Source organism: Paenibacillus sacheonensis, assembly GCF_009909195.1.
GTDB lineage: Bacteria > Bacillota > Bacilli > Paenibacillales > Paenibacillaceae > Paenibacillus_Z > Paenibacillus_Z sacheonensis.
Genome location: NZ_JAAAMU010000001.1, coordinates 92,327 through 108,477, shown reverse-complemented (window position 1 = coordinate 108,477; position 16,151 = coordinate 92,327). Strand labels below are relative to the sequence as shown.

Below are 16,151 nucleotides of genomic sequence, written 5' to 3'. Positions count from 1 at the left end.
CAGATTCTATCGCGTCGATCGTCGATACGATTCTACCTTCGCTATCATACAGGCAAACACGCCGCGCACGAGAGGGACGATCCTATGATCTTCTTGCGCGATTCCCCCCTTGCAATCGGCAAAAGCCCCCGACCGTCCCGAAGGACGGCCGAGGGCCATGCATGTCTTGCCGCGCTTGCTCGCGAGCGCCGGTCTTCCGTTAATTCTTGACGATCACCGTCAGCTTCTGGCTGGACGTCGAGCCGGCGGCGTTAACGAGCTCGCAGCGATATTCATAGACGCCCGGGGCACGGCCGGCGATCGCGGTGACCGCGCTTTGGGCAGCCGGCGTCGAGGCCGCGAGCGGCTGCGTATCGATCAATACGCCGTTCTCGTAGAGCCGGTATTCGGTCGCGTTGGTGCCCCACCACAGGTTCATCGTCACCTTATAGCTGCCATCCCCGTCCCAATTGTCTTGGGCCAGCACCGGCGCTCCGGGCGCCGCGTCAGTAATGGTCACGACAAGCGGCGCGCTCGTCGTGGAGCCGTAAGCATTCGTGAGCAGGGCCGTATACGTGTACGTGCCGTTCTTCTTGCCCTTCACGTCGAAGCTCGCCTGCTGCGCCGCCGGCGATGCAGCGTTCAACGTTTGCGTTCGAATCAGCGCGCCGTTCTCGAACAGCTTGAATACGGAGCCGTTATTGCCGTACCACAGGTTCATCGTCACGGTATAGTTGCCGTCCTTCAAGCCATTCGCATAACCGCTGTTGCTCGACAGAACGGGCTTGGCCGGCGCCGCTGGCGCGCCTGCCTTCGCATGGAGCACCGCAACGCCGTCAGGAAGCCCGGCAATGCCGCTGGCCGGCTGCTGCACGTTCACGGCTATGTCGGAAAACGGCCCCATCGCGTCGATCGTATTGCCGGAGAAAGCGACATCTTCGGCGTTCCTCACCCAGACGACCGATGCCGGATCGATGCCTTTATCGGCTCCGTTCGTTCCCGGATCAACCAAATGCGTATGCAGGAACTTGTTGCCCGTCACCTTCGCGTTCTTGACGTTCGTCAGGTTCAAGTTCAAGCCTCGCACGCCGTCGAACGTGTTGTTCGCGATCACGATGTTCTCGAAGGCTTTCGCCGACTTGATGTTCTCGCTCGAGAACGCGATCGCGCCCGCTTGCTCGGACCACGGCATCGGATGATGATAGCCGGTATCGATAATCGTATTGTTGCGGATCGTCAGGTTGCTGCCCGCGCCCGAATGCGTGTCGGTGACGCCTTCGGACGACACGATGATCGCTTTGTCCCCGCCGCGGAACACGTTATTCTCGATCAGGCCGTCCCCGGCCTTCAGCAGCATGCCTCGCCCGGGACTGTACACTTGGTTGTTGCGGAAAACAAAGCCGTTGCCCATCCGGTCCGGCGTATAGATGAAATCCTCCGCCTTGAACGGGGACGTCCGGTCCAGCTTGATCCGGTAATAGACGTTATCGCCGAATTTGAACGGCGTCCAGTCCGCGGCCGTCTTGATCTTGTCGACGATCGCCGGATCGACGCCCGCGTCGGCCAGGTTAACCGGCTCGCCGGATACCACGATCGCCTCGGGAGACGTATTGAACCGCTTCAGCCTGTCGCCGGGATGCAGCGTCTGGCTGCCGTCGCGCAGCGCGATCACGAGCTCGTCGCCCGCGGATTTCAACACGCCGATATCGCCGTTCTGAATGCTGAACGAATCGTCGCCCGCGCTTTGGATCACCGAGTTCTCCACGATCGGCCCTTTATGGGAAGTCTTGAACTGCAGGCCGTCCCATACCGAAGTCAGCAGCGGCTTCTCCGTTCCGCCCGGAGGAGGCGGTCCCGGAATGAGCTTGAAATCGTCGAGCACGGTGCCCCCTTCGCTGCCGGCCTCCAGGTACCCCATGCCCGGCGCCGTATTCAGCGTCACGTGCTTGAATACGATGCCGCTGCTACCGCCGACCGAGATGCCGTGCGGGATTCCGCCCGATTCCTGGCCGCCCGAGAGCGTCACCGGATCGCCGATCGCCACGTTATCACCGACCTTGGCGAGCGACACCCGGATCGTGCCGTCGGCATTCCAGGCGCTCTTGGTCCCCCACAGGAAGTCGATGCCGTGCTTCTGGAACTTCGTCTCGGGATCGTAAACGGTGAGCCTGTCGAACAGCTGGCGCGGATAGCCCGCGGACAACTCCACGTCGATGTAAGACAAATCCGGCGCGATGGCCGTTACTTTGCCCTGGGTGAACGGCAGCGGATCGTAATTGATCGTCATGCCCTCGATCGTCACGTCCGAGCTGTCGGTGACGGAGAGCGCCCGCGTCAGCTTCGTCGCGACCACGGTCACGCCGTCGGCGACGATCTCCAGGTTATGCGCGTTCGTGATCGGAATAAGCGTGGCGTCCCCTCGCATCCCGATCCGGTACGTATTCGGCGGAATGACGAGACGCGTCTTGCCTTGGGACACCGCATTCGCGATCATGCTCTGAAGGTCCATCGAAGCGAGCAGCCGGCCGACGATGGCCTGCGCTTCGCTGCGGCTGAATTGGCCCTGCGGCTCGAAGGCTGCCGGATACGAAGGATCGTTGCCGTACAAGACGCCCAATCGAACATCCGCCTGGACGTACTTGACCGCCCAATCGCTGATGGCGCTCTTGTCCGTCAACGTTTCGATATCTCCGGGCGGGGCGTCTTGTGGCATCGCGTAGTCGTAGCCGTTCAGAACGAGCGAGGCCGTCTCCTCTCTCGTCAGCGGAGCATCCGGCCGGAGTCTGCCGCTATCGATGAGATGGCTGTCGATAATGCCGTTGTCGTAAGCGCCTTGGAGCACGTTCGCGTAAGTATCGTCCGCTGGGACGTCTCCGAAGATGCCTTGATATGGGGCGGAAGGCACCTTCAGCGCCTGCGCCAGCATGAAGATCATTTCTTGGCGGGTCACCGCGCCTTCGCCTTCGACGCTCACGACGGCTTGATCGGTCGCTCCGCCGTCGGCGGCCGTGACGGTAATCGTCGCGGTTCCCGGCCCGATGACCGTCACGACGCCGTTCTTGACCGACGCCACGTTCGGGTCGCTCGACGCCCAATACAGATTCGGGTTCGTCGCGTCTGCCGGCGCAAGCTCCGCATGCAGCGTCACGGATTCCCCGATGCCCGGCTGCAGCTCATGCCGGTCGAGCGTTACGCCCGTCGGCGATACCGAATCCAGCACTTCCGTATACGAGACAGTCGGATTCCACGCCAGATTGTCGAAGCCGTTGGCGTGATCCGCGCCCGCGTTCGCGACGAAATAGATGCGGTCGCCCTTCAGGACGGAGATCGGCACGCTCGGGAAATCGATCGTCCCGCCGGACTTCAGCTCGGCCCACTCCCCGTTTTCCGGCCAAATTTGCTCGTCGTTCTTCATGACCTTCAGACGGGCGCCGCCGTACGTATCCTTATGGATCGTAATCGGACTCGCCGCCCCGATCTTCGCGCTGCCGCGATCCGGCGCGACGAACGTCCGGGAGGTGTCCGCCTGATTGCCCGGCGTTACGCCGTCCTCCCACATCTGGCCAAGCTCCCAGTTATTCGTCGACTTCCACCACGATCCGCCCGCGAACACGGGAAGATCCTTGAAATCTTCGGCATCGAAAGCGCGGTACTGGTAACGCCAATTGCCGTCCCCCTGTACGCCGGAGAAGCCCGTCGACGCCTTGTATACGCTGACGATCCCGCCGGTGTCGACGATGACCGTCGCCTGATCGGCGATGCCGCCGTCCGCCGTCGTTACCGTAATCGTCGCCGTTCCCGGTCCCACCGCCTTGACGACGCCACCGCTTACCGTCGCGATCTCGGGATTGCTCGTCGTCCAGTAAACGTTCTTGTTCGTCGCTTCCGCCGGCGCGATCGTCGCGGTCAGCGTCGCCGATTCGCCGATCGGCGGATGCAGCTCGTGCTGATCGAGCGTCACCTGCGCCGGCGCGATCGTCTCGATGATCTGCGTATACGTTACGACGGGATCCCAGGCCATGTCGTCGTAACCGTTGATATGGGACGCCCCGCTGTCCGCGACGAAATAAATCCGGTCGCCCTTCGCGACCTGCACGTTCAACGCGGGAAAATCGATCGTCTGATTCGCGTTCAGCGGCGCCCATTCCCCGCCATCCGGCCAGATCTGCTCTTCGTTCTTCATGACCTTCAGCCTAGCGCCGTCGTAGGTGTCCTTATGAATCGTAACCGTTCCCGCTGCCGAGACCGTCACGCTGCCGGATTCCGGCGCGACGAAGGTCCTGGCCGTATCCGCCTTCGAGCCCGACGTCACGCCGCCGGGAGTCAGCTTCCCGAAATCCCAATTGTTGTTGGCCTTCCACCAGTTGTTGCCGGCGAATACGGGAAGGTCTTGATAGTCCCCCGCATCGAACAGGCGATATTGATAACGCCAGTTATGTTCTCCCTGCGTGCCCGAGTAATCCGTCGAGGCACGGAAGGACGGCAACTCGTCCGCTGCCGCTGCCGGCTTCGGATTCACGTTCAGCCCGCTCGCCGTCAAGACGGCCGCCAGCAGGACCGCCGCGATTTTGGACGACGCGCGTCCGGACTTCCGACCGGGCCTCCGCCCTGGTTCCTGCCTTGGTTTCTGCCCTGAATCCTGCCCTAACTCCGAATTCCGTCGTAACCTTAGCCCTAACTTCATCAAGAATTCAACCTCGCTCTCCCAAGCCAAAAATGGATGATTCCGCTTTCATGAATGTTCGGAACAAGCAATTCTGAGTGTCGTTAACGGGACGCGCGCAGCGAAAATATTAAAAATCCCGCCCCTTCATGCCTTTATGTCGTCAAGATTGGAAGGAGAAAGTCTTCGGCGCCTTCGTCAAAGACTCTCTCTTCTCCCTATTTTCTACCGTCTATTCTCCCGTCTATGAATCTCTTGTTGCTGCTTCCCTCATTATGCGCGGCTGCCCCGCAGTTCCATAATGTCCTGCTCTTTGCTCGTCAGCTCCACCTGCAGCCGCTTGATCACCGCTTCCAGCTTGTCGATGGTTTGCTGCGCGCCCGAGATCATCGCTTCGTCCGGCACGGCAGCCGCGGCAGTCGCGGCGGGTTTCGTCTTCGGCGCCGCGCTGCTTTCCATGGCGTAAGACCGATCGTATATCATCGGCAGCTTCGGCTTCGAGGAACGAAGCACGATTCGGCCCGAAGCCAATCCGCTGCAGGACGCCGTTACCGTAATCTCGCCCGCTTCCGTCGTCGCGCGCACGAATGCGGTCGCCGTGCCGAATTGCGTGCGCATCGGGTTGGCGCCGGGAATCGGTCCTTCGATGATTTCCCCCGGACCTTCCACGGCGAACTGAATGTACTCGTTGCCAAGCACTTTCGGAACGCCCTTGTGGTCGACCAGCACGGCGCGGACGGGCATGAAATCCGATCCGTCCGCGGTCAGGCCGACGTTGACGTCATCCAGCTCGAGCCTCACGCCGGCCAGCCATTCGGAATAGGTCTTCACCTCGCGGCAAACCACTTTGCCGTTAATGAGTCCTTCGGCGACCATCTCGATCTCGCCCGTCCGGCTCCGCCAGTTCGTCGAGATCTCGTGGAAGTCGAACACGTTCCTGAAGATGACCGGCGGATGCGGCAGCGACGCGTAGTTCGTCTCCGGCCCCCGCGTGCCGACCACGCTGCCCAGCCACGTCAGACGCACTTCCTCGCAGTTCGTGAACAGGATGACGTCGCTTCCGGATACCTGCGACAGCTCATGGGCGATGTACACCATCGGCCCCGTGTCGATGCCGGCCAGATTGAAGTCGGGCGCGTACTGGCTCTTGAACAGGTAATGCGAATAGCGCGGTACGCGGTAGACATCCAGCACTCCCCCGAGGAACGGATCGGGATGATAGCCCCGCTGATGGTCGATGCCGCACCAGACGGTCGCGCCGATCCGTTTCGGCGGCGTCCCGTAGACGTCGTCGAGATCCTTGGCCCGGATCATCGCCTGATTCAGCATGGCCTGCTCGCCCCACTCCCGTCTAACCCGCGTCATCGCGTTCTGCGAGCCGAAGTTATCCACTTCCCCGCCGTCGCCGTATTCGCGCGTCAGCGAGCATTTGTCGTCCTGCATGCTGCCGTGGTAATAGAAATCGAAGCCGGCCAGCTTCGCGCTGTCCACGTCCGCGCAGGTGAATGCGCCCGGAAACGGGAATTCCTCGTGCACGATCCGGTGCATCTCCTTCAGCATCGGAATCGGCTGATCGTCGGTTTCGTTCAGGGCCGTCTCCCACAGCAGGACCGCCGGACGGTTCCGGTCGCGCCTCACCATGGCGCGCGTATCCTCGAATACGCGCCGTTCGAAGGCGGGATTCTCGCCGTTGTAAAACTGCCAGCCGGGGTTAGCCACGGTGACCAGCAAGCCGAGTTCGTCGCAGGCGTCCATAAACGCCGCGGCAAGCGGATAATGAGCGGCGCGCACCACGTTGGAGCCGCCTTCGCGAAGCAGGACCGCATCGCGCCATTGGCCGGAATTCGGCAGCGCGTTGCCGACGTACGCATAGTCTTGATGGCGGTTGACGCCGCTCAGCTTGTGCCCGATAAAACGGCGGTTGACGAAGAAGCCTTCGTCGCCGCGCATCTCGAACAACCGGATGCCGAAGCGCGTCTTGAAGCTGTCGGCGACCTTGCCGTCCTCGACAAGCTCCGTGCGGACGTAATGCAGATAAGGATCATCCGGATGCCATAGGCGGACATCGCGCGCGTCAAGCTGCTGGACGAACTGCGCGGTCACGCCGGATGCCAGCTCCGCCTTCTCTTCCCAGACGAGCAGCTCCCCGCCCTCCATGTTCTCCAGCACCGTGCGCAGCGTGAAGCTCCGGCTTCTGCCGTCCTCGTTCGTGATCTCGGTCCGAACCTCTATATCGGCGTTATTGTCCGTGACGTTCCGCACGCCTACGAACACGCCGCCGCCGGCGACCGTGCCGCTGAGCAGATTATGCGTCACGTGCAGCGGATCCGTCTCGATGAGATAGACATCGCGGTAGATTCCCCCGAGATAACTGAAATCCAGATAATCCTGCGGTTTGCCCGGCGGATAAGACGGATCGTTGGCGTTGTCGGCCCTTACCGCGACGACGTTCTCCCGTCCGTCATGATAGACCAGATGGCTGATGTCCGCCGCGAACGGAAGATAACCTCCCCAATGCTCCACGGCCATCCGACCGTTCACCCAAACCTCCGCTTTGCCCATGACCGCTTCGAAATGCAGGACGACGCGCTTGTCGATCATCGTTCCGGGAAGCGCAAACCGTTTCCGGTACCAGGCGGGTCCTTGATAATTGCGCATGCCGCTGGCGTTCTCGCCGAGAATTTCCAAACCATGCGGCAGTGCCGCCGCTTCCCAGGCGCTGTCGTCGAACAGTTCTTGCTGCGCGCCCGCTGCCTCGCCTTTCAAGAAACGCCAGCCTGGATTGAAATTGAACACCTGTCTCGGACTGCCTTCGATCCCGTAGAAACCAGCCGTCGAATACTGCGGTACCCGCTTGTCGTGTCTCACTGCCGAATCTCCCCTTCGCCTCGTTATTCCAACCCAAGCTCCTTGCGTACCGTCAGCGTGTAATCGTTGAATTGCTGCGCGGGCTCGAAGAACGCCTTGTTCAGATCGGCGCCTTCCTTGAACGCATGCTGCACGTCATCGCCCCACCATTGCACGTATTTCTCCGATCCGACGATCGCCCCGACCGGCTCGGCTTTCATCTCGACGCCGATCGTCGCAAGGATATTCGTGCCCTTCCATACCGGCGTCTCTACCAGCGCCTGCTTCAGCTCTTCGTCTTCCGTGAGCGGGAAGTCCCCGTTCAACAGGCCTTGCTTCTGCGATTCGATGGAATTCATGAAGCTCAGGTACTTGGCGGCCGCGTCCTGATGCTTGGAAGCGCTCAGAATGCCGATGCCCGTTCCGACGTTATAGCCGACCTGCTTCGCTTTGCCGCCCGGCAGCGGCAGAACGTCCCAGTTGAACTTGGCTTTCTCCCTGCGGTTCTTGCCTTCCCACGAGCCGTGAATTTCGAACGCCACCTTGCCCTTCATCCAGCCGTCGTCGGAACCAACCTTCGTCAATTCGTCCCAAGTGCCGATGGAGTGGTCGACGTTCTGCAGATCCGCGATCCATTCGATATCGCTTCGGGCTTCCGGCGTCGTCAGCAGGCTTTGCTTCCAATCCTGATCCATGAAGTACAGGTTCGGGGACGTGCCGTTGTCCACGCCGATAACCCCTGCCGTCACGATCGAGTTGAACGGTCCGTACGCAATGCCGTATTCGCCGACGCTAGGATCGGTTACCTTCTTGGCGATCTCGCGGTATTGATCCCAGGTCCAGTCGTTCTTCGGCATGTCGATGCCGTGCTTGGCCAGCAAATCCTTGTTCACGTAGACGAAAATCGGATTTTCCGCGCGCGGCAGCGCGACCTGCTTGCCTTTGAATTGCAGCGCTTCGAGCGAGCTTGCCGGGATTTTGGCCGTGCTGAGCACCGGATCCGTCTTCATGTACGGCGTCAGGTCGGCCAGCAGGTCGTCCTTCACAAACGGCAGCATGTCTTGGACCCAGATCAGGTCGGCCGGCGTGCCCGCCGCCTGCAGCGCGGTCGCTTTCTCCAGCATGTTGCCGGCGCCGCTTTCTCCCACGACGATATTAATTTTGATGTTCGGATATTTCTCTTGGAACATATCCAGCTGATTCTGTTCGACAGGACTGACGTCGGAGGCGCGAATATAGGTCAACGTGACCGGTTCGTCGGACTGTGCCGCCGCGTCGGCGTTCTTGTCGTCCGCTTTATCGTTCGACTGATCCGCCGGCTGTTCGGCCGCGTTCTTGCCGTTCGCCGTCTCCTTGTTCGCGTTGTTTCCGTTGTTCGAGCAGGCGCTCAGCGCTAGCGAGAAAAGCAGCATTACGGTAAATAGCGTCATCGTCCATGGTTTGTGTTTCATTCTCCATACCTCCCGTTATGATCGATCGATTGAATTCGTGCGAATTGCGTCGCTGCCCCTTTGTTTAAGCAGATCTTCATGCAAAGCGGTTCTCACGGTTCGGCCTTCGGCGCCTCGGCAACACCTCCCTTGCAGAATCGACTGTCTCGCTTGCCTGCCGCGCGCCGGGCATGCCTGCGCAGCCGGCCCGTCAATCGACGAGCCCCGTACGCTCGATGCCTTGGACGAACCATCGCTGCGCGATCATGTAGAGCACGAGCGGCGGAAACACGATCAGGAAAGCGCCTGCCATCTTCGTCCCTTCGGTAACCGGATTCTGCGACATCACCGCCATGCTCGGGTTATCGCCGAAGATGGTCGCTTCCAAATTCGACAGCTTGTTGGACAACGGCGTGAAATCGTTCGACAGGAACATCGATGTCAAATAGCTTTCGTTCCAGTACCAGATGAACGAGAACAGGAAGACGACGAGGCACGCCGAGGATGCGAGCGGCAGCATGATCCGGAAGAACAGCCGGAACATCGACGCGCCGTCGATCATCGCCGCCTCTTCGAGCGCCTTGGGCAGCGAATGGAAAAACTGTCTGAAGATGATGATGAACAACGCGCTCTTGATGCCTTGGCCGAACAGGGCCGGCACGAGGAATACGAACGGCGTGTTCAGCCAGCCCAGCTTGCTGAACGTGACGAAGAGCGGGATCATGATGACCTGCGGCGGGATCAGGAACGTCAGGAATACGAGCGCGAAGAACAGCTTCTTCCCCGGAAACTGCAGCCGTGCCAGCGCAAACCCCGTCATGGCGCACACGAACACCTGCAGCAGGGATCCTCCTCCCGCCAGCAGCAAGGAATTGAAGAACGATCGCGGATATTTCAGCCCGTCGAACGCCCGGGAAAGATTATTCCAATCGACCGTCCGCGGGATCCATTTGACCGTGGGATCCAGCAGATCGGCCAGCCCCTTCAGCATCGTCGAGATCATGTAGAAGAACGGCTGCAGGTACAAATACGCGATGATGGAGAGCATGAAGTAAATGAACGCCTTGGCGAGCAGTCCCTCGTTCGCGTGCTGGCCAAGCACCACAAGCTTCGCGCGCTGCGCCCTGCGGCCGATGACCAGCGAGCGGACCTGGCGCGAGTACCTTCTGACGACGGCTTCCGTCTTCATCTCAAGCCCTCCCCGCCTTGTTGGAACTGTTCAGAAACAGCATGATCAGCCCAATCAGAATCATGATCAATAGAAAGTAGAGCCATGCGATCGCGCTGGCGTAACCGTACCCGGTCGTGATGCTGAACATGTTTTTCTTGATCTGCTCCATGATCGGGTTGAACGGAAACGTGAACAGATCCACCATCGTGTACAGCAGGTTCAATCCGATGAACGGCTTGATGCCGGGCAGCGTGATTTTCCAAAAGCTGGTCCATGGCGATGCCCCGTCGATGCGGACGGCCTCGTAGATCGAATTGGAGATCGTCTGAAAGCCCGCGATGAAGATCAGGATCTGCACGCCGGACGACCAGAGGATCAGAATCATCATGCCGAGAATGTTCAGAATCGGTTCGGCCATCGACGCGCTGAAGTGATCCGAGACGTACGTGTCGATTCCGTACTGGGCAATGAACGGCACGTCGCCGGCACCCTGCTGGAACAGCTCCGTCAACACTTGCCCCGTCGAGAAGATGACCGGCAGGAAGAAGATCGCGCGGAACAGAAACCGTCCGGGAAAACGCTGATTGAGCAGGATGGAGACGCACAGCGAGAAAATAATGATGATCGGGATCATGAAGATCATCTGCTGCAGGAACACGAGGAGCTGAATGGTGAACTCGTTGTCCTTGAGCAGCGCGTCCTTGAAGTTCTGGAGGCCGATATACTTGTATTTGAAACCGGTGCCGGTCAGGCCGACCTTCTGGAACGTCAGATACAGCGACCAGCCGATCGGAAAGGCCATGAACACGGCGAATCCGATCATCCAGGGAAGCATGAACAGGTAGCCCGCTCCATTGCTTTTCAACTTGTAGGTAAATTTGGCTATTCCCTTCGCCCGGGCGTTCATCGGCTTCCCTCCTCTTGGACGTCGAACTTTCCGTCGTTGTAATCGACCGTGACGCGTACGCCGTTTCCGTATTCCGTCACGTAGACGCCGTCGCCGCTGCTATAGTGGTTCGCAATCGGCTGGCCGGCGGTGGCGGACAAGCGCGTCATGTCCGCATATTCGGCGAGAACCTGCTTCTTCCACTGCGCGTACCGGCTGCTGTAGATCCCGTACGTCTTCGTGTCCATCAGCATCCGGCTCGTATCGGCCGTTAATTCGAAGGCGGGAACGGCGCCGTATTCGATCGCCTTCAGCCGTTCTTGGCCCGCGTCGTTCCTCAGGTTGCCCGGGGCCATCGAATACGTCATGCTGCCGTGCAGGGCGATCGGTACGAACGGCACCATCTCGTCGACCGAATAGAAATGATTGCCGTCGTCCGGCATTTGATAGATGTGATCCGCATGGCCGAAAGCGTACGAATTGCCGAGGAAGACGCCGCCGTAGCCCAATTCGTCGCACGTCAGGTCCAAGATCCGGTCGTAGATGTACGCCGTGTCTTCGCGGGTGTACTTATACGAGGGATTGTAGTCCCGGAAGACGGTGTCGCCAAGCCGGTCGTATTGTATGCCGTCGATGCCGATCGCCTTCGCTTGGCGCACCAGCTTCTCCGCCAGATTGTACGTGACGTTCGGCGTCAGGAGAAACGAGCCGTCTTCCCCGAGCAGCACGTCGCCTTCGGCCGAGCGAATCCCGAGGCTCTTGGGCGTCAAGGCGTCGGTGTCCGTATCCGCGTCGACGAGATTGGCGTTCAGCACGACCTCGTAGCCGAGCGAATGCGCCGTCTTGACGAAGGCCTGCAGGCCTTCGCGGCCGCCGAGCGCCTGCTCGACCTTGAACGGCTCGGAGCCATGGAGACCTCCGCCTTTCTGCCAGCCCTTCAGCGTAATGCGGGCATGCGCCACGCCCGACCGCTTCAGGTCGTTCACGATATCCTCGGCCTGGCCGAACGTCGTGGCGGCCTCGTAATCGTGATCCAACTTGTTCGCGTCGCCGCAAATAATCGTGAGCTCGAGGGGCGCTTCCCCCTGCGGCGGAAGCGGCCGGAGCTTGCCCTCGGCCGTCAGCTCCTCGCGGTATCGCTTGGCCATGCCGACGTAATTCGCGTCCTTGCCCGAGAGGAAGGAATACGCCACCTCCCCGTCCTGGCGCGACCGCTCGTCGCCGAAGACGCGCAGCGACTTGCCGCCCAGGCTGAGCCGGCGGTCGTATTCCTCGCGGTAGACGAATTTGGCGTCGATCGAATGGAACGAGCTGACGACGCCCGCAGGAATCGCGCGAATCGTCGCGTTCGACGTCCCTCCTTGGATGATTGCCAGGAAAGCGTCGTCCCCCTTCTTCATGCCGAACACCGGAACCGTCGAAGGCAGCGTCGTGTCGAACTCCGCCGATTTGTTCGTCAGCTCGGCCCCGTAGACGGGCTGGTTGTAGCCTTTGCCGATCAGCTTCTCGCCGCGGGCAAAATGCATGAGCGCGCCCGTTCCGTCCGGAACGAATAGATAACCGTCCAGATCGTCCGCCGCGGCGGCTCCGAAGAACGGCAGCGCTTCGATGGAGATGATCCGATGGTCGCCGTTCTCCTCGATTCCGGCGTCCGGAATCGCGACCCGCAGTCCGTTCGCGGTCAATTCGTAGGTCATGACGAATCGAATCCCGAGCTGCGTCAGGTCGTAGCGGACGGCGACGCCGTCCTTCAGCGCGGCGATGGTCCATTTCACGCCGGCGCCGCGCGAATTGATGACCTTCCGCTGAATCGATGCCTGCTCGTAATATTCCATCACGAACGGCGATTCCAGATTGGTGCGCAGGTCGCCGGACACCGTCTCCTTCGCGAGCGCGGCCTTGTCGGGATTGCTGGTCCACAAGGCCCCGCTGCGCAGATCCTCCACCCGTATCTGACCCGTCGACGGCTGAACGCCAAGCGCATAGCCGGCGTTCCGGGCCGCTTCGGCAAAGCCGGCGCCGTCGACGGCACCCGGGCTCCACGCGTCCCCCTCCGCCATGGCGGCCGTACCCGGGAGCTTCACGTCGAAGTCGATCCGGCCCGACACCGGGTCGGCGAGCTGGCTTCTCGCGTAGAATCCCGCGCCTGCGGCGGCAAGGACGATGGCGGCTGCGATAAGGAGCTTCCGTCGTTGTCTGAAGCTGAATAGGCTACCCAAGGAAAGCGACCTCCTTATAGAGCTGATAGATGAAATCCGACAGGTTGTAGGTCAGGCCTGCGCTGATGACGACGAAGAGCCAGATAACGCCGATCGTGCACAGCGTGATCGCCGAGTTTTTAAAGTTTTCGATAAATTCGAAGTTGTGAATGACCTGGGAGCTGACGAAGAACAGCAGGATCACCCACAGCCACATGATGCTCGAGATCGAGGAGACGAGAATGCTCTCCTCCAGAACCAAGACGTTCGACAGCACGATGACCGGAATCGAGAGCAAGGCATAGGGCAGCAGCGCGAACACACTGGCCTGCAGCACCTCCCGGAACCGCCCTTCCCCGTCCTTGACCGTACTGACCAAGTAATTGGCCACGATCCAGGTAAACATGGGCGCGAAGAACAGTCCGAGCTCGGTCCACGGCCGTATCCGGCGGAGGTCGGCCGGATGGAAGATGAATCCGCTCCAATACATCGATGCCAGCTTCGCCCCTGCGACCAACGCCAGGACGAGCAGGAGGCTCGCATACGATACGTTCCTTCCCTTGATCCGGTAGAATCCCTCGTACGGATGCAGCATCGTATAGCCGCAATCCCGCATATCCTGCGTGATGCCCTGCAGGACCGTCGGCGTGTGAGCCCGGTAATACGCCAAGGCCCTCCGGATTCCGTAGCGGTAGATCAGCCAGATGCCCGCGATGCCTCCGACCAAATAGCCGAAATACCGCTGAATCCAATCCAGCCGGAACGTCCAGAACGCTTCGGAGTAGCCGTCCACGTCATAGGACATTTTGAAATTCCGCATGGCGTCCTCGGCTCGCCCTTCCCGCTGCGCGGCTTCGCCCAGGCCTAAATACGTCATGTTGATCGTTTCGTTGAGCGCGCTCACGCGCTGCCAATTGGACTTGCCCTTCTCGTAGTCGCCGACGTAATAATCGGCGGCGGCATCGAGGATGGCATTGCCGAACGCCGTCCGTTCGTACGCCTGCAGCAGGTTCAAATCCGAATCGAGCACCCACAGGCGGTTCTTCGAATCGACGCCGATGCTGACGGGATAAGAGAGCACGCCGCGCCGCTGCGATTGCTTCTGGACGCTTCCGAACATGAACAATTCCGAGCCGTCGGGGCCGAAGACCGTGATCAAGCCGTTGATATCGTCTTCCTCTGTGACCCGGCGGTCCAGGACGTAATAGAAGTCGCGTGCATCCGCGGCGACGTCGACGATCTGCTCGGAACCCGACAAGCCGCCGCTCAGCCGGTTCTGCCCGCCCGCGGACAGCTTCTTGACTTGGTTGGCGCTGACGCCGAGCGTCGTCGTATACAGGAAACCCGATGCATCGAGCGTCACGTTGCTCAGCTCAGGCGGCAGCTTCTTTTTCTCCTGCGCCATCTGTTCGTCGGTGAAGATCGTCCGCTTGATCCGGTCTAGCAGCGTCGCGCTCGCTTTGTTGCCGCCCAGAAACCCGGTGAATTGTCCCGCCTTATCGATGCGGACGAGACCCTGGTACGAGCCCTTCGACACGATGTACAGCATGCCGCGCGCGTCGACGGCGATCTTGACCGGGACGAAATAGAAGGACTTCGGCACCAGCGAATTGGCCGGCTTTTGGAATTCTTTCTCGTACCGCCCCCGCGCATCGAACACGGCGATGCGGCGATTGCCCGTATCGGCGACGTAGACTTCGCCCTCCGGGGTGACGTATACGCCCTCCGGCGCCTTGAGCGCGCTCTTGCCGTCCTTCCCGCCGATCTCCCGGACGAAGCTGCCGTTCGCGTCGAACTCCGCGATGCGGTTATTCCCCGTATCCGCCACGAACAGATGGTCGTCCCCCGCAATGTACAGGTCGCTCGGACCGTTCAATGCCGCCTTGCCTTGACCGGCAAGGGTCGGACCTGTCGTGTACACGTCCTGCATGAAATAAAATTGCGTGCGCGCCCCGCCGGTCCCGTGATCGATATAGAACGTATAATACGGCTCCATCGCGGACGCGCTTCCCGGTAACAGCATGGCCAGCAAGAGCACGAACCCTGCCAACGTCGTGTATTTACGCATATGAAACCCTCTTCTCTGTGCGCTTCTTTCGTTGTTCGCCGATCGTCATTTCACGCCTGAATGGACCATCGTCTCCATGATCCGCTTCTGGGCGAACAGGAAGATGACGAGATTCGGCAGAAACATGAGGAGTCCCGCCGCGGCCGCCATGCCTTGGCCGGCCACCGCATTGACGCCGCTCGTGAGCGTCATGATGTAGTAGGGCAGCGTCTTCATCGTCTCGTCCTGCATGAAGAGCGTAGACGACTGCCCGTCGCTCCAGACGCTCTGGAACGTGATGATGGCGATCGTGGCAAGCGCCGGCATCGCGAGCGGCATGACGATCCGCAGGAAGATCCGGACCTCCGATGCCCCTTCCACCTTGGCCGCCTCCACGAGCTCGTTCGGAATCTGGTCGACGAACTGCTTCATGAGAAACACCGCGACCGGCGAGGCGATGAACGGCAGAACATGGCCGAAATACGTATTGTTGATGTTCAGCCAGCTGATGATGAGATAGCGCGGGATGGCGACCGTCTCCGGAGCGAACATGAGCGACAGCATGATCATGGCCATGACGGCCTTCTTCAAGCTGAAGCGATACTTGGACAGCACGTAGGCCGCCATGGAACTGGAAACGATGACCGCGGCCAGCGTTGCGGCCGACACGATCAGACTGTTGAACAAGTACCGCGAGAACGGCACGATGCTGGCCGAGGAGCGAAGGAAGAGATCATAGAAATTGGACAGCGTCGGCTCCCGGACCAGGAAGGTCGGCGGAAACTGGAACATTTCGTTGTACGGCTTGAAGGCGTGGTTGACGATGAACACGATCGGCAGCGCGAGGAACGCCGCCAGCAGCAGCAGTCCGGCGAGCAGCAGCGTCTCGAACAGCGTCAGGCGCCGGACTTGGGTCATCAGGGCATTCAT

At 60.5% G+C, this 16,151-nt stretch carries 8 protein-coding genes; all 8 read right to left on the bottom strand.

Annotated elements, in window-relative coordinates; all coding sequences use genetic code 11:
* Positions 1-199: 199 nt before the first annotated feature.
* The 8 genes from GT003_RS32330 to GT003_RS00330 all read right to left on the bottom strand — a co-directional run bounded on the left by GT003_RS32330 (position 200) and on the right by GT003_RS00330 (position 16,151).
* Positions 200-4,519 (bottom strand): Ig-like domain-containing protein, encoded by a 4,320-nt coding sequence (locus GT003_RS32330; RefSeq protein ID WP_161693245.1) that lies wholly within the window; start codon positions 4,517-4,519, stop codon positions 200-202.
* A gap of 396 nt (positions 4,520-4,915) precedes the next feature.
* On the bottom strand, positions 4,916-7,510 hold the full coding sequence (locus GT003_RS00360) for a glycoside hydrolase family 2 TIM barrel-domain containing protein (protein ID WP_161693243.1): 2,595 nt from the start codon (positions 7,508-7,510) through the stop codon (positions 4,916-4,918).
* Between the two features lie 23 nt (positions 7,511-7,533).
* On the bottom strand, positions 7,534-8,940 hold the full coding sequence (locus GT003_RS00355) for an ABC transporter substrate-binding protein (RefSeq protein ID WP_161693241.1): 1,407 nt from the start codon (positions 8,938-8,940) through the stop codon (positions 7,534-7,536).
* Positions 8,941-9,130: 190 nt separating this feature from the next.
* Positions 9,131-10,108, bottom strand: a complete 978-nt coding sequence (locus tag GT003_RS00350; RefSeq protein WP_161693239.1) for a carbohydrate ABC transporter permease — start codon at positions 10,106-10,108, stop codon at positions 9,131-9,133.
* Position 10,109: 1 nt separating this feature from the next.
* Positions 10,110-10,997: a carbohydrate ABC transporter permease gene (locus GT003_RS00345; protein WP_204798876.1), complete on the bottom strand. Its 888-nt coding sequence runs from the start codon at positions 10,995-10,997 to the stop codon at positions 10,110-10,112.
* Positions 10,994-13,195 carry a DUF5696 domain-containing protein gene (locus tag GT003_RS00340; protein ID WP_161693237.1) on the bottom strand — a complete coding sequence of 734 codons (2,202 nt, stop codon included), beginning with the start codon at positions 13,193-13,195 and terminating at the stop codon, positions 10,994-10,996. Before GT003_RS00340 ends, GT003_RS00345 begins: the two co-directional genes overlap by 4 nt.
* Entirely contained in the window at positions 13,188-15,242 is a 2,055-nt protein-coding gene (locus GT003_RS00335) for a YIP1 family protein (RefSeq protein ID WP_161693235.1), read from the bottom strand. The genes GT003_RS00340 and GT003_RS00335 overlap by 8 nt, the downstream gene beginning before the upstream one ends.
* 45 nt (positions 15,243-15,287) lie before the next feature.
* Complete coding sequence (locus GT003_RS00330) at positions 15,288-16,151, bottom strand: carbohydrate ABC transporter permease (protein WP_161693233.1); 864 nt, start codon at positions 16,149-16,151, stop codon at positions 15,288-15,290.